Genomic DNA, 16356 nt, shown 5'->3' on the forward strand with positions numbered 1-16356 from the left:
GGTGTTCCTGCTTCAGCTTGCTTCAAGATACTCATGATCAAGCTGTCTGAATACTTAGATGTTTTCATAGAAAATCTCCTTAAATCAAGGTTATTCGATTTTCTACTTTTAAACTCAATTATTTTTAGGGAGGATTACCTCACGAGCAATTGTTGGCTGGAAAGTATCTACACGAATGAATACAGATATGGTGCTCGATGCATTAGAGCAAGCATTGCATGATCGAGGCATGCCAAAGAATGTGATTCATCATTCCGACAGAGGTGTGCAATATCTTTCCATTCGTTATACCCATCGTTTAGAAGCAGCAAATTTACGAGCATCAGTCGGTACGACGGGTGATTCATACGATAATGCTTTGGCTGAAACGGTGAATGGCTTATACAAAACAGAGGTGATTGAATATCTAAAAGCAGATTGGCAAGGTTTAGCAGATGTACAACTTGCGACACTAAACTGGGTAGATTGGTTCAATAAAAAGCGTGTACACAGTGCACTGGGTTATGTATCGCCTTTTGAGTTTGAAGCAATGTACTATGATAAGATTAACCCGTTAGGTCAGGTGGCCTAACTTAAATAAAAAAGTCTCCGACAAACCTGGTACGGTTCAGGGGGAATTTCAGCATGGATTTGGACCAGTATTGTACCTTCAGCTGCAAAAGGCTGCCGTGTAGCAGGAGCATAATATGGAATTATGGGTCGATATGATTAATAGTACAAACTTTGAAAAGGTTTTCTACTTTTCATTAGCCGTATTATTTAGTTTTTTATCATCTTGGTATTATCAAAGTTTAATACATATCCCATTTAATAAAGATATCGTTTTTGGTTCTATTATAACTGGTTGTGGTATATTTATTTTTGTATTTGCGACCTTCTGGTGGAGTTTTCCAAGTGCAATACTATCTGGTATTTTTGGGGGAGTTTTTTTCACTAGAAAAGTAACTTAATTTTAAAAGAGACATTTCTTTTTTAAAGAAATGTCTCTTTTATTTTAATAGGGATATTTCCAAGTCTCCATTAAAAAGTAAACATGTATTCTTTTCCGAATAGGTTTGATACTTTCTCAACCCATTGCTCTATTTTGTCAGCTGCCATGACTTGAAAATCTCGCCAATAATATTTCATCTGCTTCCATACCATCTCGATTCGATTTAACTCAGGGCTGTAAGCTGGAATAAAATACAGATTCGTCGAAAAGTTAGTTTTAAGTAGCTCTCTGTAATCAGCCATCTTTTTACTTCTATGAATCGAGGCATTATCAACAATAAGAACCAATGGAAGGTTATACGTCTGTTTTACTTGTTGAGCTATTCCAGTTAAATAGGCATAAAACCAAGTGTTTGTAACTGACTCTTGTAAACAACTTGTCACCAGTTGCCCCGTTGAAAGCAAACACCCCATGACATTAACTCGTTTTAGTCTTATCACATCAACCGCATGAACATCACCTATCTTTGTCCACGCATAGCGGTTATCAGGAGTAGCTGAAAACCCTGTTTCATCAACATAACTGAACCGTACCGGGTTTGTCGGAGAGTCAATATTCTGAGAGACTATTCCGATGAAAAACCCAAACTATCCCCCCCCGAAATTAGAGAAAGAGCGGTTCAATTACTAATTGAATCTGAAAAAGATTATCCATCGAATTGGGCAGCAGTTTCTGCAATTGCTCCAAAGTTAACATGTTGAGCAGTCCAAAATGACCGCTATATTAACCAAGGGGTCATTTTTACACTGCCGCTAACATCAAACCTTATGATCTTCGTTATTCGATGCTGTAACATCTTATAACTGCGTACCGCCAAATCTAAAGCACGCTTGACAAACATCAGAGCGGGCTTTTTAATTTTTGTTTATTAAAACATATACTTTTTGACTTATACCATGTTCTAGATATATATTAAATATAAATGTTAATAATTATTTAATTTAAAATGAAGAAGTTAATGAAAAATATTGCGGTGATTCTGGGGTTTGGTTTAATTGGTCTTACTACAACAGCAAACGCCCAATATCCAAAAACGAAAGCACCTGGCGAAATCTGTTATTATTTTAATTCACAAGGCTTGCTTGGAGAGTGGAACGAAGAATTATTGGTTTCTAAAAAGAAATTAACTGATAAACAAGCTGCTGCTTATATGCAGAAAAATCACGGCATGTCCGATATCTATGATATAGAGGTATTGCCAGAAGATGAGTGTGATGCTGCTGTTGTAAGTTACAGCTTTGAGCCAGGCTTCCTGTTCTATTATAAAGAGCCTAAACCTCAAAAAGTCAAAATTAAAAAATAGCAAAAAAACCTCTCGTTGCTATAGGGACTGGTATGATCACTACGGCTGTCATACGACAGTTTTAGGGATAAGCTCTTGCAATTGATTTGATAAAGCCCAACACACAAGCGTTGGGCTTTTATGATTTATCAACAGGATTATTAAAGTGTCCAACTTGGATGAGAGTGGATGTTCAAGTAGTTGTTGATTTTGCACTTCAGTTAAGTAGTTGTGAATTTCAACTATTTTACAATTAATATTCAACTATTGTGAAACCAAAACGAAATCAATTTATAGGTAAGACATTTACTTCACACAAAGCAGTTGATCCCATTTAAAGTAGTTCTGTGTTAGCCGATTTTGAACCGTACCGGGTTTGTCGGAGACTTTTTTATTTAAGTTAGGCCACCTGACCTAACGGGTTAATCTTATCATAGTACATTGCTTCAAACTCAAAAGGCGATACATAACCCAGTGCACTGTGTACACGCTCTTTATTGAACCAATCTACCCAGTTGAGTGTCGCAAGTTGTACATCCGCTAAACCTTGCCAATCCGCTTTTAAATATTCAATCACCTCTGTTTTGTATAAGCCATTCACCGTTTCAGCCAAAGCATTATCGTATGAATCACCAGTCGTACCGACTGATGCTCGTAAATTTGCAGCTTCTAAACGATTGGTATAGCGAATAGAAAGATATTGAACACCTCTATCGGAATGATGAATCACATTCTTTGGCATGCCTCGATCGTGCAATGCTTGCTCAAGTGCATCGAGCACCATATCTGTATTCATCCGTGTCGATACTTTCCATCCAACAATTGCTCGTGAGAACACATCAATAATAAAGGCGGTATAGACCCAGCCTGAATGAGTTTGAATATACGTGAAGTCAGCGACCCACAGCTGGTCAGGATGATCTGCATTAAAATTGCGTTTTACTAAGTCATCTGCTCGTTTTTGATCATCTCGGCTACGGGTGGTTTGTTTATTCTTACCACGCCAAACACCTTGTATACCTAGCTTCTGCATCAATCGAGCAACTGTACAACGTGCGATAACATAACCTTCACGTTTCAATTGTTGCCAGACCTTACGCACACCATATCGACCTAAACTTTCTTTCCAAATACGTTTGATTTGCTCTGCATGATGTAAATCATGCAGAGCACGTTTCGCTCGATGTTCTGGGTTATCAACGAGATCTAAAGCCCGATAATAGGTCGAAGCTGCAATCGGTAAAATTCTACAAATCGCATCAACACCATATCGATCTTTATTGTTCTGGATAAAATCCACCATTATTTGTGTGGGCGGTCGAGCTCCGCCTGGGCGAAAAAAGCGGCTGCTTTACGTAGAATTTCATTGGCACGTTTTAATTCTTTAATTTCACGTTCCATTTGCTTCATTTTTTCTTGGTCAGATATCTGTTGTACTTTGGCAGGATTTAGTTGATCCATATGCTTTAAATACCAAACACGCAATGTTTCAGGAGTACAACCAATCTTAGGTGCAATAGCTGTGATTGCAGCCCAAGTAGAAGGATAATCTTTTTCAGATTCAATCAATAATTGAACCGCTCTTTCTCTGATTTCAGGGGTATATTTTGGTTTTGTCATTGGAACATTCTCTCAAGAAAGTTGGTCTCCGACAAACCCGGTACGGTTCATTTCGTGACATATTCCATGTTCTGTTCGGCATTAAACTTGCGCCCAAGGCAATCTTGGTTTTGCCATACTTAAGATGAATCGCTTCAAGGGAATCCATCAAAGCATCACTGACTTCGATGTGCTTCATGTCGGTAAACATGTCATATACATGGCTTGCCTTTGGTTCGAGACACGTCAGAATCACGCCACATTTCTTGAATGCAATGTCCTTTGCATACAGGCCATCAATCATCGATGTGGCGAGTTTAGAAAGCACCAACAGGTTGTCGGTAGGTTCTGGTAAAGCCAAGGATAAAGACTTGTTGTAGAAGGGCTTTGAGCTATCAAATGGGTTTGATTGTACGAAACCAATCAAACAACCACACAACAGATTATCATCTCTCAGTCTGCTAATCGCATCCATGACATACAATGACATGGCTTCTTTAAGATCATCAATGTGGTAGATGCGTTGACCAAAAGAACGACTCGCAATGATTTGCTTCTTGGCAGGTGGCGTATGTTCCAGTTCAATGCAAGCAATTCCATGGAGTTCCAATAAGGTTCTGTGCATTACTACAGAGAATTGGTCTCTGATCATCAGAGGGGAAGCCAAGACAAAATCCATAACTGAATGAATCCCCAGGCTGTTGAGCTTCTTGGAGTGCTTTCGGCCTATGCCCCAGATTTCACCAACATCTATGGCTTGATGCAGAGTTTCAGCAGAGCATGGATCCATTGAAACCAAGTTGCAAACACCATTGAAGTAAGCGTTCTTCTTGGCAATATGGTTCGCTAGTTTCGCTTCAGTCTTTGAACGTCCAATGCCAATACATACAGGTAAACCAAGCCAAGAAAACACACGCTGACGAATCTGATGGGCATATTCAGTCAAGTCGTAATTCCCTGAATGAGCTGTCAGATCCAGAAAGCACTCATCAATTGAGTAAATCTCCTGTTCTTTGGGAGATACGAAATCGGACAGGATTTTCATGAATCTGCGAGACATCTCTGCATACAGTGCATAGTTGCTCGATAGCACCTGCACCTGATGCTGCTCTACGATGTCCTTGATCTGAAAGAGAGGAACACCCATCTTGATGCCCAAGTCCTTGGCTTCCTGAGATCGAGCTACAGCACAGCCATCATTGTTGGATAGCACAATGACAGGTTTATTGTTCAAACTTGGGTTAAAGATGCGTTCACAACTGACATAGCAGTTGTTGATGTCTACTAAAGCGTAGATCTTCTGGTGAGATGCTTGCATGAGCATGAAACCAATAAAGTATTAACGCTTTCTGAATGGCTTGATGACAAAAGTCACTACACCCCAAATCACCATTTCCTGCCCATCCTTTAGATGAATGTCAGAATACTCAGGGTTCTCTGCTTTAAGCCAATGGTTATGATCACCTTCAATCATGAGACGTTTTACGGTGAACTCATCGTCGATCAGTGCAATCACGATGTCTTCATGCTTGGCTTCAATGCTCCGGTCTACAATCAGTTCATCATCAATCTCAATACCTGCATCTCTCATGGAAAGTGAAGCTACTTTCACAACGAAGGTTGCAGCTTCATTTTTGATGAGGTGTTCATTCATATCCAAGGTTTTGTCGACATAGTCCTGGGCAGGAGAAGGGAAGCCAGCAGCAACCTTTTCTGAAGCCAAGGGAATGTGCATAAGTGTTGTAGGATCTACAAGCGTGATGGATGCCACATCATTGAAGCTTTGCTTCTCTGCCTCGTTGAGGTAATTCTTGATCTCTATGATTTTAGATACAGGTACTCTTACCGTTTTTGTAGGTTCATTATATTTAAGCTTTCTACCGGAACCTTCTCGGCTTCCCCCACGATTATTGCTCATGACTCATCTACTTTTTTGATTTTGTGACGTAATCAAATATATGACTGGATGTGTTACAGATTCAAGACTATTTCGATGAATGGTGAATAAACCTTATGGTTCCCATAAAGGCTATTGCAAACTTTCCCGCATTATCGCCACCTCACTGGAGGTGTACGACAATTAATGTCATCTGCATGCTTACGCACGCATAGATAATTGGTTACTATTCAATTAACAAATATTAGATAAGCTATTCATTGCAGGTTGATTTTATGGCTCGTGCTCCAAAGCAAACCAAACAAGAACCATTAGAGGTTGTACTGTGGAAAACAGCAGACAAGCTGCGCAAGAACATTGATGCAGCCGAATACAAGCATGTTGTCCTTGGTTTGATCTTCCTGAAGTACATCAGTGACACCTTTGAAGCGCACTACAATTTGCTGGTAGCGGGTGAAGGCGAGTTTGCAGGCGCTGATCCTGAAGATCGTGATGAATACACAGCATACAACGTCTTCTTTGTTCCTGAGAATGCACGTTGGTCTTACCTATTAAACCAAGCCAAACAACCTAACATTGGCAAGTTAGTCGATGATGCAATGGAAGCCATCGAGAATGACAACCCTCAATTGAAAGGCGTACTACCGAAAGTTTATGCCCGTCAGAATCTCGATCCTACGAGTCTAGGAGAGCTGATTGATCTGATTGGTAACATTGCACTAGGCGATGCGAAATCGCGCTCTGCCGACGTTCTAGGGCATGTATTCGAGTACTTCCTTGGTGAGTTCGCTTTGGCTGAAGGTAAGCAAGGCGGGCAGTTCTACACGCCTAAATCCATTGTGAGCCTATTGGTTGAAATGTTGGAGCCATACAAAGGACGTGTATTCGATCCTTGTTGTGGTTCAGGTGGTATGTTCGTACAGTCTGAGAAGTTCGTAGAATCGCATCAGGGCTTAGTCGATGACATCTCAATCTATGGACAAGAGAGTAACCAGACTACTTGGCGATTGGCTAAGATGAACTTAGCCATTCGTGGCATCAACTCAGAGCATGTGAAATGGAACTCTGAGGGTTCGTTCCTGAACGACGCACACAAAGACCTTAAAGCGGATTACATCATTGCGAATCCACCGTTCAACGTCTCTGATTGGAGTGGTGACTTACTCAAAGAAGATGCACGTTGGTCATTGGGTGTACCACCTGCAGGTAATGCAAACTTCGCATGGATGCAACACTTCTTGTATCACATGAGTCCTAAAGGTCAGGCAGGTGTAGTCCTTGCAAAAGGTGCGCTTACCTCTAAAACCAGTGGTGAAGGTGAGATTCGTAAAGCCTTGGTTTCCGAAGCCAATGTGATTGACTGTATTGTAAACCTACCTGCCAAGCTATTCCTGAACACTCAGATTCCTGCTGCTTTATGGTTTATGCGTCGTGATCGTGTTGGTTCAACCAAGTACAAAGATCGTAGCAATGAAATCCTATTCATTGATGCTCGTAACCTAGGGCATCTGATTAACCGAAGAACCAAAGTATTGTCTGATGAAGACATTAAGCTGATCACTGACACTTACCACAATTGGCGAAACCAAGACGGTGAGTATGAGGATGTTGCAGGCTTCTGTGCATCTGTCCCGCTTGAGAAAGTGGCTGAGCTTGACTATGTACTCACCCCAGGTCGTTATGTTGGTTTAGCTGATGACGAAGATGAGTTCGACTTTAAGGAGCGCTTTACTAGCCTGAAAGCGGAGTTTGAGGCACAGCTTGCAGAGGAAGCTAAGCTCAATCAAGCTATTGCTGAGAACTTGGCAAAGGTGATTGTATGAGTGAGTGGCAACAGCTGAAGCTAGGGGATTTGGTTACCTTAAATTATGGTAAAGCTCTTAAAGCAGAACATAGAAAACCAGGTAAAGTGCCTGTGTATAGTTCAGCAGGATTAACAGGAACTCACGATACATTTTTGGTTAATAGTGAAGGTATTATCGTAGGGCGCAAAGGGACGGTGGGTAAAGTTTATTACTCATCTGAACCGTTTTGCTGTATTGATACCGCTTACTACATTACACCTAACCCGGAGAAGTACAACTTCCAATTCCTGTATTACATGCTTCAGACTGTGGGTCTTGAGGAGTTAAATGAGGATAGTGCAGTACCTGGGTTAAATAGAGAAACTGCTTACAATCAAGATATCGCTTTACCACCTCTTCCCGAACAAAAAGCCATAGCCACGGTCCTATCATCATTAGATGACAAGATTGACTTACTCCATCGTCAGAACAAAACCTTGGAAGCCATGGCTGAAACACTGTTTCGTCAATGGTTTATTGAGGAAGCGAAAGAGGATTGGAAAAAGAAGCAACTAGGTACTTTACTAACAGTCAAAAGGGGTGGCTCACCCAGACCAATTCAGGATTACCTAAGTGATTCAGGTTATCGTTGGCTTAAGATCTCAGATGTAACAAGTTTGAATTCTCCATTCGTATTCAAGATTAAGGAGCACATCAAAGAGGAAGGATTATCAAAGACTACTTTACTTCAAGCAGGTAAATTGGTTTTGAGTAATAGCGCAACACCAGCCATTCCCAAAATATTGATGGTCGATACCTGTATTCACGATGGTTGGTTACATTTCCCTGTCTCAAGTTATTCGAATGAATACCTATACTTGTTATTCAATCACATTCGTCCTGAACTTTTACAACTAGGAAATGGCAGTATCTTCACCAATCTAAAGACAGACATTCTTAAGGAATATGTTGTTAAACACCCTGATGAAGCTTCGTTATTAAAGTTTCAAACAGTTATTGAACCAATATTTACCAAGCTACTTGAGAATGCAAAACAAATCCAAACACTAGAAAAACTACGAGACACACTACTACCAAAGCTCATGAGTGGTGAAGTCAGAGTCCAATACCAAACAGAAGAAGTTGCATAACATTGAGGTGAAGTCATTTGATGGCTTCATCTTTTTTACATTCAGGGGGAAAACATGAACAAGAAGCTAATAGGGGCTTTAATTGCAATCGTAGTCGTGATCTGTGGCTATTTGTATGCTTCGCCATACCTTGCACTCAATAGCATCAAGAAAGCAGCACGGGCAGGTGATAGCGACACAGTATCGAAGTACATCGACTATCCAAGCGTTCGTCAGAGCTTCAAAGACCAGATGAATGCCATGATGGCTAAAGAGCTAATGAATCAAGACACTGATGGTTTTGCTGCATTAGGAGCAATGCTTGCTTCAACCATGGTCGATAAGATGATTGATGGTTTTGTCACACCTGAAGGGATGACCCTAATGCTACAAGGTAAAGACCTAAAACAATCAGCACAGCAGTCAATGGGTGGTCAAGATTCATCAAACCAAGAAAAAGAAGAACCTAAGCCAGAATATGAAGCGGGCTATACCTCAATGAATGATTTTGAGGTGGTCATTAAAGATCAGGATCAATCCAAAGAAGTCAAAGTGCTCATGGCTCGTGATGGCTTAAATTGGAAGATTCACAAGATCGCTGTGCCGATGGATTAAGTAGAAGAGAATGAGAGGGAAACAGAATGATAAAGCGCATGACTCAAATGGGATTTGGCTTGATTGCTGTAGTTGGCTTTGCTGCCACTGTCCAAGCAGCACCAGCTAAATTCAATCATAGCGGTATACAAAAAGGTAAAGTCATAGAAACTTGTTATCACTCTCCTTGTTCAGTCGCCAAGTTTGTCTCTTACAAACAACTGAACAAGACAGCGACAGAATCCAAGATTCAAGTGACCTTGCTAGGTGGGAGCCGTGAGTGGGAAGCCAAGAAAATTGACTGGAACAGATCGCCACATAAAGTCACTGTGAATTGTTCATACAAACGACCAACAGTTCAGATCGGCTCACAAAAGACTCTGATTCCACTCAATGATGGTTTAGGTGTACCAGGTGTTCTAATGGTTGATGCTGAACTCTACCTCTATGCTTGTCATAAGTTTGAGGGATCTATTGAGGATGCTGTGCGGAAATATGGTTATAACGTGCAGGACGATGAATAAGGTTTCTCAACTTTACATCAGATAACAATTAATGAGTCCTGGCTTTATGGACAAATTTAGGGGAAGTATTCAAGTGACTAAGATGACTGAATCAGACATTGAGCTGATGGCGATAGAGCAACTAGAGGGATTGGGCTATACCTATGTGTATGGACCAGAAATTGAATCCAAAGGAATCAATCCTCTGCGAAGCTATAAGCAGGTCATTTTGGAACCCAAAGTACTGGAGGCCTTGCAACGTCTCAATCCTCATTTGAGTGAAGACAAGTGCATTGAGGCGCTGAAGCAAGTCACCAATCTGCATTCCCCAGATATGCTCAGCAACAACCACGCATTCCATCGTTTGCTCACTGAAGGCATCAACATTGAAGTGAGCAAGGATGGTAACACCCAAGGTGAATATGCTTGGCTTGTTGACTTCAATAACCCAACCAATAACGAATTTCTGGTCATCAACCAAGTCACCATCAAAGAAGATCGTTGGACAAGACGACCTGACATTATCATCTATGTGAATGGCTTACCTTTAGTGGTCATTGAGCTTAAAAATGCCACAGACGAGAATGCCACTGTAGAAGGCGCATATAAGCAGATCCAGACCTACCAAAGCCAGATCCCATCACTATTCACCTACAATGCCTTCAACGTCATCTCTGATGGTTTAGAGGCGAAAGCAGGAACGGTCTCAGCAGACCTGAGTCGTTACATGGCATGGAAGACCAGTAATGGTCAAACCAAAGCCAAAAGTACTCAGGCACAGCTTGAAGTCTTGCTACATGGTTTGCTCAATCCAGTGACATTACTCGACATGATTAGACACTTCATTGTGTTTGAATCCAATAAGCAAGAAGATGCCAATGGTTTGATCACCATCAAAACTATTAAGAAGATGGCTGCATACCATCAGTACTATGCAGTGAATGCAGCAGTCCTCTCTACTATTCGTGCATCTGCAATGTCTTCGGACTCGAAATCAGCAGAACTTGCTATGCAACACCAAGGCAGAAGCAAACTGGAACTTGTACAGCAACAAGCTGTAGGTGATAAGAAAGCAGGTGTGGTATGGCATACCCAAGGTTCAGGTAAATCCCTGTCTATGGTGTTCTATACAGGCAAAATTGTCCTGGCTTTGGATAATCCAACTGTTGTTGTGATTACAGACCGTAATGATTTGGATGATCAGCTCTTTGGAACCTTTGCAGCATCAAGCCAACTACTACGCCAGACACCGAAGCAAGCAGAGAATCGAGAAGAACTCAAAGAGCTGCTTAAGGTGGGTTCAGGTGGGGTGATCTTCACCACTATCCAGAAGTTCCAACCTGATGATGGTGGCAGTGTCTATGAGCAACTCTCAGACCGAACCAATATTGTCGTAATAGCAGACGAAGCACATCGTTCTCAGTATGGCTTCAATGCAAAAGAGGTCGATGTCAAAGACGAGAATGGCAAGGTTGTCGGTAAGCGGACTGTCTATGGTTTTGCCAAGTACATGCGTGATGCTTTACCGAATGCCACTTACCTTGGCTTCACTGGGACACCCATTGAGAAGACGGATGTCAACACGCCTGCAGTGTTTGGTAACTATGTAGATATTTATGACATTTCTCAAGCAGTAGAGGATGGTGCTACTGTTCGGATCTTCTATGAAAGCCGACTCGCCAAGATTGCCATCAGTGAGGAAGGTAAAGAACTGATTGAGGAATTTGACGATCAGTTCACCGAAGACGATCTAAATCAGACACAAAAAGAGCGAGCGAAGTGGGCAAGAGTTGAAGGACTCATAGGGAGTAAAGAACGTGTCAAAGCCATTGCTAAAGACATCGTAGAACACTTTGAACAACGTCTTGTTGCCAATGCAAACCAAGGTAAGGGCATGATTGTCAGCATGTCTCGTCGCATTGCTGTAGATCTCTACAACGAGATTGTAGCAATCAAACCAGAATGGCACAGCGATGACTTGCATGATGGTGTAATCAAGGTGGTGATGACCTCATCTGCTTCTGATGGTAAGGAGATTGCCAAACACCATACGACCAAGCAACAACGCCAAATCCTGGCCAATCGTATGAAGGACAATGATGACAAGCTGAAGCTTGTGATTGTTCGTGATATGTGGCTGACTGGTTTCGATGCACCAAGTATGCACACGCTCTATATCGACAAACCAATGAAAGGTCATAACCTCATGCAAGCCATTGCACGAGTGAACCGAGTCTATAAAGACAAAATTGGTGGTTTGGTTGTTGATTACCTCGGTATTGCATCAGATCTGAAAGAGGCTCTGTCCTTCTACTCTGAGGCAGGTGGTAAGGGTGATCCTGCATTAGTGCAAGACGAAGCTGCAACCATCCTGCAAGAGAAGCTTGAAGTGCTTGATGGCATTATGCATGGCTTCAATTATCAGGAGTACTTCAAAGCCGATACCTCTCGTAAGCTGAACATCATTCTGGAAGCTGAGGAACACATCCTCGGTGTAGATCAGGGCGAAGGTAAGACTCGCTTCCTGACAGCAGTTGCAGCGATGTCACAGGCATTTGCTTTAGCAGTGCCTCATCCTCATGCGATGGAAGCAGCGCCAGTGGTTGCATTCTTCCAGGCTGTGAAAGCACGACTGGCCAAGTTCAGTGATGGTTCAGGCAAAATCTCAGGCCTCAGCAATACTGAATTAGAAGCCAAGGTCAAACAGACCATTGACCAGGCGCTTGTGACTGAACAGGTGGTCGACATCTTTGATGCTGCAGGAATCCAAAAACCAGACATCTCTATTCTCTCTGATGAGTTCATGCAGGAGATGAAAGGCTATAAGCACAAGAACATTGCCCTAGAGACCCTCAAGAAGCTCTTAGGCGATGAGATCAAGATGCGAGAGCAGCGCAGTGTCACGCAAGGTAAAAAGCTCATGGAGATGCTGAGCTCTGCGATCAAGGGCTATCAGAACAAGGTACTGACTGCAGCAGAAGTGATTGATGAACTCATCAAGTTGGCTAAAGCCATCCAAGAATCAGACAAGCTGGCAGAAGAACTCAACCTAACTGAATACGAATACGCTTTCTATTCAGCAGTTGCAGACAATGACAGTGCTCGAGAGTTAATGCAAAAGGAGATCCTGCGAGAGCTCGCTGTCGTTTTGACTGATTCCATTCGTAAGAATGTAACCTTGGATTGGACTATTAAGGAAGCCGCTAGAGCGAAGCTACGAGTCATCGTGAAGCGATTACTCAAGAAGTATGGCTATCCACCTGATATGGCTTTGCTTGCAACAGAGACTGTCTTGGAACAGGCAGAGCAGTTGGCAGATGAGTTATCTGCCGCTTAATTCTTTGCAATCAAATTGAAATTATTACAAAACTAGATTAGTTCTATATAACAACTAATCTAGTTGCATATCATACCTCGAGGCCTAACTCTTTGAGAACCCCAGCATACTTTCTGACAAACTCGACATCTTGTAGTTCAATCAGAAGCCTTTTCTCTAGATCAGCATAGCTTTCCCCTACTGCAGCTTTTTTGCTTGCAAATGGATCATGGTGAGCTAGCTTGTTGGCAAAGAATTGAATCTGTTTATCTGTCAATTTCTTAGGTTTATTATGCGTAATTGCATCCACAGGTTGCTTAGGTTTGAATGAAAAAGTCTCCGACAAACCCGGTACGGTTCACTTGAGACTAAGAGTTGAATACCTTCACAGGCTGTTGTGTCATACAGTTCAGCTCTTGCTTGTTCTTGAACGATCTGATTAGCATCTAGGGCATTGCTAATACCTATCTCATGGGTAGTAATAGAAAACAGTTCAGGATGTTTGAAATAGGATTCAAATAAGGAAATAGGAATAGTTGGTCCATTTAGAATAAGTTTTAGTTTGGTTGTATCTGTAAATTCAGGAATGATGTCTGAATATGTGATAAGTACGAGCTTGTCAGCTTGATAGATTTTATATACTGAATACATAGTTTCTCTTTTTATTAGTAGTTTTATTTATTATTTTTGATGTCGTTTTCATATAAATATTAGTTATAGAAAACAGATAAATATATAACATATTTTTATTATATTGTCAATCTTTATAACTTTTAGGAATAAGAATACCTATTCTACATAGGCTATTTTAAGTATCCAGGATTAATAGTTCCATCTAATTGAAGAACGCTCTTTTCTTTAGAATTGATCTTATTCTGAAATGATTGACTACATGCTAAATAGTGACGTTCTTCAAAATCTGAGATCGCTTGCTTTTTCATTGATTGAGTAGGATATACAGATACCATATAAGCATCCTGAATAATAAAGAAGATCTGCTTTTCTTCTCTTTCTCTTGCTTCTTGATCAGTCATATCAACTGTAACTGACATGAGCTTTGCTGTAGCTTCAGAAGCCTTCATACCTAACTGTCTATATGTTTGAGCCGTAGACGCTATTGTTTCAGCTTTCTTACAATGAGCTTGAGCTAATTCATATACTGATTCTGAATAGGCTGAAGTACCAGTACAAGCTAACAGTAAAGCTAAAACTATCTTTTTCATATTAAACAGTTATATGTAAAGTTGTAGCTTCATTCTATTTGAAATGGTATTAGAAATAAACAATACACAAAACAAGACCAGGATCAGACAGTTCTAGATATGAGAGATACCGATTTATCTGTAGATCGAAATAGATAGATTACTGTCTGTTAATGAAAGCTGATATACGACTGATAAGGAGTATAGAAGTTTGAGTGTTACAGATACTAAATCTGACAGAAACGAATACCACTACATCCGTAGGATCAGATAGAGCTAGAAATAGGAATACCAATTCTATTTAAAACTATTTTTTTTAATTATTTATTAATAAATAAAGAGATAGTTAATTCTATTCTTAACTTGATTGGTATTGAAAGAAAACAGGTGAACCGTACCGGGTTTGTCGAAGACTTTTTATTTAAGTTAGGCCACCTGACCTAACGGGTTAATCTTATCATAGTACATTGCTTCAAACTCAAACAGCAGTACCGTTCCCAGATGCAAGATATCATCTCGACCAACCACAACTTGTATGACAAACAAGAGCTGATTCAAAAATTCCTGGATGAAAACATTCCACGCATGGCCAATGGTCAAAGCGTTGAACAAGCTTTTGCCCAGTTTTGGGATGTGGAAAAAGAAAAGGCGCTGAATGAGCTGTGTCAAAAAGAAGCCATCAAACCTGAAGTCTTCAAAACGGTGCTCAGCCAATATGAATACACCCAGCGTTTACCTAGCCGTGAAGATGTCAAAGACTTACCGATTGCTCGCCCTAAAATTTCAGAACGTAAGACCCTGATGAACACTCTGGTTCTCAAAACTCGAAATCTTATTGAAAAGTTTTATCGAGGTTTATAAGTCCCTGAAACGAAAAAATGCCTGAACTTCAGGCATTTTTTACGTCATCACTAACAGCTTAAAACAATCAAAAACGAGAGTCTTAGTCTTTTGAATACGACTTAATTTTTTCAAAAATAGGGTAAAAGTCTACACCCTCATCTTTCATGCTAGAAAGCAAATAAACCAGAACAGCGATATGTGTAGGTACTTTTCCGATCTTTTTATAGTTAGTTATGGAATTTGGGTTCATGTCCAATAAGGTTGCAAATTCCTTAATTGAAAGACCTGCTTTTCCCATAAGTCTTTGAAATTCTTCGTACGGCATGGTGATAAATACAATTTATTTGGATTAGAAGTATATCACAGACCATAAAATTACAAAAAACACATAAAAAATGTGATAAACACATTTTTTATGTGTTATAAATAGCTTATCAACTAATCTAGTTATCATCTCTATAGGAGAAACAAACGATGTACTCATATCCTAATTCAAACACTGAAAAGAAAATTGCACTGATGATCATTAATGACTTTTTCATTCAAAAAGCACATGACCTCTGGATTTTTTTACAACTAGATCAGAGTTTTAACGATTATGAGGCCACGCTAATTTGGACTCGACGTTATTTAGAGGAACATCCAGAAGGTGAATACAGTGATATTCGAAAAGCTTTCCTTTCTTGTTTCCCAGAAAATTTCTTTAACTTTGACTATTAATTGATGAATAATCTTTCCTCTTTTGTAGCAGTTTAAATCAGAGTAAACGCTATAAAAGAGGAAAAATTGGTAGTGTTGCAAATAGCTTTTTAGCTAAAGGTTCAGTAGATGAATCCCTTCCATAGTCGGCATCATTTTTAGGGCGAAATCATTCTTTGGGCTGTTCGCTAGTATTGTAAGTATGGCAGTACAGGAAGAGTTTTCAATCGCATAACTCTCTTCAGCATTACATAAGTTTCGTAAGTTATGTAACTTTATAAATTTATATCTCTGATAGATCAGCCCCTGACGGTTCTTCTGGTCAGCTAGATCTTTAATTTTTCAGCACTGCATTTCATATATGGACAAATCCCTGACAAGAAATATAGGGAGATTTTTCAATCTCATATCTCTCTTCAGCGTTACATAAGATCATAAGTTGCGTAAGTTATGTAACTTTATAAATTTATATCTCTGATAGATCAGCCCCTGACGGTTCTTCTGGTCAGAGAGATC

15 protein-coding genes, 4 pseudogenes and 1 other annotated feature are annotated in these 16356 nt (G+C 40.4%); of the genes and pseudogenes, 11 read left to right on the forward strand and 8 right to left on the reverse strand.

The genetic code is table 11. The features are described 5' to 3' along the window. Positions 1 to 136: 136 nt before the first annotated feature. A pseudogene (locus F960_RS20315) lies at positions 137 to 571 on the forward strand (DDE-type integrase/transposase/recombinase); the annotation flags it as partial. 115 nt (positions 572 to 686) lie between these two features. Then, the gene (locus F960_RS20320) at positions 687 to 950 is read left to right on the forward strand and encodes a hypothetical protein (protein WP_004871190.1); all 264 of its coding nucleotides are present in this window, start codon (positions 687 to 689) and stop codon (positions 948 to 950) included. Between the two features lie 70 nt (positions 951 to 1020). Here F960_RS20320 and F960_RS20325 read toward each other — a convergent pair whose 3' ends face one another. Further along, positions 1021 to 1566, reverse strand: a complete 546-nt coding sequence (locus F960_RS20325; protein WP_309294811.1) for an IS630 family transposase — start codon at positions 1564 to 1566, stop codon at positions 1021 to 1023. On the opposite strand from F960_RS20325, the pseudogene F960_RS23065 reads away from it, so the two are divergent. Both F960_RS23065 and F960_RS20330 read left to right on the forward strand, forming a co-directional pair. Then, positions 1565 to 1689 (forward strand): annotated as a pseudogene (locus F960_RS23065) (IS3 family transposase); the annotation flags it as partial. The gene F960_RS20325 and the pseudogene F960_RS23065 sit on opposite strands and share 2 nt — an antisense overlap. A 260-nt stretch (positions 1690 to 1949) precedes the next feature. Further along, on the forward strand, positions 1950 to 2294 hold the full coding sequence (locus F960_RS20330; RefSeq protein ID WP_004871193.1) for a hypothetical protein: 345 nt from the start codon (positions 1950 to 1952) through the stop codon (positions 2292 to 2294). Positions 2295 to 2673: 379 nt separating this feature from the next. Here F960_RS20330 and F960_RS20335 read toward each other — a convergent pair. The 3 genes from F960_RS20335 to F960_RS20350 form a co-directional block, all read right to left on the reverse strand. Further along, a protein-coding gene (locus F960_RS20335) for an IS3-like element ISAba29 family transposase (protein ID WP_085945835.1) occupies positions 2674 to 3893 on the reverse strand; the annotation gives its coding sequence in 2 pieces (ribosomal slippage) (positions 2674 to 3617 and positions 3617 to 3893; 1221 coding nt in all). Further along, positions 3502 to 3618: a sequence feature (AL1L pseudoknot), on the reverse strand. (Overlaps the previous gene by 117 nt.) Next, the gene (locus F960_RS20345) at positions 3868 to 5196 is read right to left on the reverse strand and encodes a Y-family DNA polymerase (RefSeq protein WP_228134756.1); all 1329 of its coding nucleotides are present in this window, start codon (positions 5194 to 5196) and stop codon (positions 3868 to 3870) included. Before F960_RS20345 ends, F960_RS20335 begins: the two co-directional genes overlap by 26 nt. A gap of 15 nt (positions 5197 to 5211) precedes the next feature. Then, positions 5212 to 5790 (reverse strand): LexA family protein, encoded by a 579-nt coding sequence (locus F960_RS20350; RefSeq protein ID WP_004871202.1) that lies wholly within the window; start codon positions 5788 to 5790, stop codon positions 5212 to 5214. A 254-nt stretch (positions 5791 to 6044) separates the two neighbouring features. On the opposite strand from F960_RS20350, the gene F960_RS20355 reads away from it, so the two are divergent. The 5 genes from F960_RS20355 to F960_RS20375 all read left to right on the forward strand — a co-directional run bounded on the left by F960_RS20355 (position 6045) and on the right by F960_RS20375 (position 13117). Further along, a complete protein-coding gene (locus tag F960_RS20355) occupies positions 6045 to 7592 on the forward strand; it encodes a type I restriction-modification system subunit M (protein WP_004871203.1) in 1548 nt (515 codons plus the stop codon). After that, positions 7589 to 8704, forward strand: coding sequence for a restriction endonuclease subunit S (locus F960_RS20360; RefSeq protein ID WP_004871206.1), 1116 nt, complete (start codon positions 7589 to 7591; stop codon positions 8702 to 8704). Before F960_RS20355 ends, F960_RS20360 begins: the two co-directional genes overlap by 4 nt. 54 nt (positions 8705 to 8758) lie before the next feature. After that, on the forward strand, positions 8759 to 9298 hold the full coding sequence (locus F960_RS22725; protein ID WP_004871208.1) for a DUF2939 domain-containing protein: 540 nt from the start codon (positions 8759 to 8761) through the stop codon (positions 9296 to 9298). 26 nt (positions 9299 to 9324) lie between these two features. Further along, the gene (locus F960_RS22730; protein ID WP_004871211.1) at positions 9325 to 9801 is read left to right on the forward strand and encodes a hypothetical protein; all 477 of its coding nucleotides are present in this window, start codon (positions 9325 to 9327) and stop codon (positions 9799 to 9801) included. Positions 9802 to 9883: 82 nt separating this feature from the next. Then, positions 9884 to 13117 carry a type I restriction endonuclease subunit R gene (locus tag F960_RS20375; protein ID WP_042073572.1) on the forward strand — a complete coding sequence of 1078 codons (3234 nt, stop codon included), beginning with the start codon at positions 9884 to 9886 and terminating at the stop codon, positions 13115 to 13117. Positions 13118 to 13187: 70 nt separating this feature from the next. Here F960_RS20375 and F960_RS20380 read toward each other — a convergent pair. The 3 genes and pseudogenes from F960_RS20380 to F960_RS23260 all read right to left on the reverse strand — a co-directional run. Continuing rightward, positions 13188 to 13433 (reverse strand): annotated as a pseudogene (locus F960_RS20380) (replication initiation protein); the annotation flags it as partial. Positions 13434 to 13899: 466 nt separating this feature from the next. Continuing rightward, positions 13900 to 14319 (reverse strand): hypothetical protein, encoded by a 420-nt coding sequence (locus tag F960_RS20385; protein ID WP_004871216.1) that lies wholly within the window; start codon positions 14317 to 14319, stop codon positions 13900 to 13902. 405 nt (positions 14320 to 14724) lie between these two features. Beyond that, positions 14725 to 14799, reverse strand: a pseudogene (locus tag F960_RS23260) (type II toxin-antitoxin system HipA family toxin); the annotation flags it as partial. Here F960_RS23260 and F960_RS22120 point away from each other — a divergent pair. After that, a complete protein-coding gene (locus tag F960_RS22120) occupies positions 14800 to 15159 on the forward strand; it encodes a type I restriction endonuclease subunit R, EcoR124 family (RefSeq protein WP_004871219.1) in 360 nt (119 codons plus the stop codon). 82 nt (positions 15160 to 15241) lie between these two features. Here the strand turns inward: F960_RS22120 and F960_RS20395 are convergent, their stop codons facing one another. Beyond that, positions 15242 to 15466: a helix-turn-helix transcriptional regulator gene (locus F960_RS20395; protein ID WP_004676219.1), complete on the reverse strand. Its 225-nt coding sequence runs from the start codon at positions 15464 to 15466 to the stop codon at positions 15242 to 15244. A gap of 149 nt (positions 15467 to 15615) precedes the next feature. Here F960_RS20395 and F960_RS20400 point away from each other — a divergent pair, with 149 nt between their 5' ends. Then, a complete protein-coding gene (locus F960_RS20400) occupies positions 15616 to 15861 on the forward strand; it encodes a hypothetical protein (RefSeq protein WP_004871221.1) in 246 nt (81 codons plus the stop codon). The last annotated feature ends 495 nt before the right edge of the window (positions 15862 to 16356 follow it).

It is taken from the genome of Acinetobacter gerneri DSM 14967 = CIP 107464 = MTCC 9824 (genome assembly GCF_000368565.1).
GTDB lineage: Bacteria > Pseudomonadota > Gammaproteobacteria > Pseudomonadales > Moraxellaceae > Acinetobacter > Acinetobacter gerneri.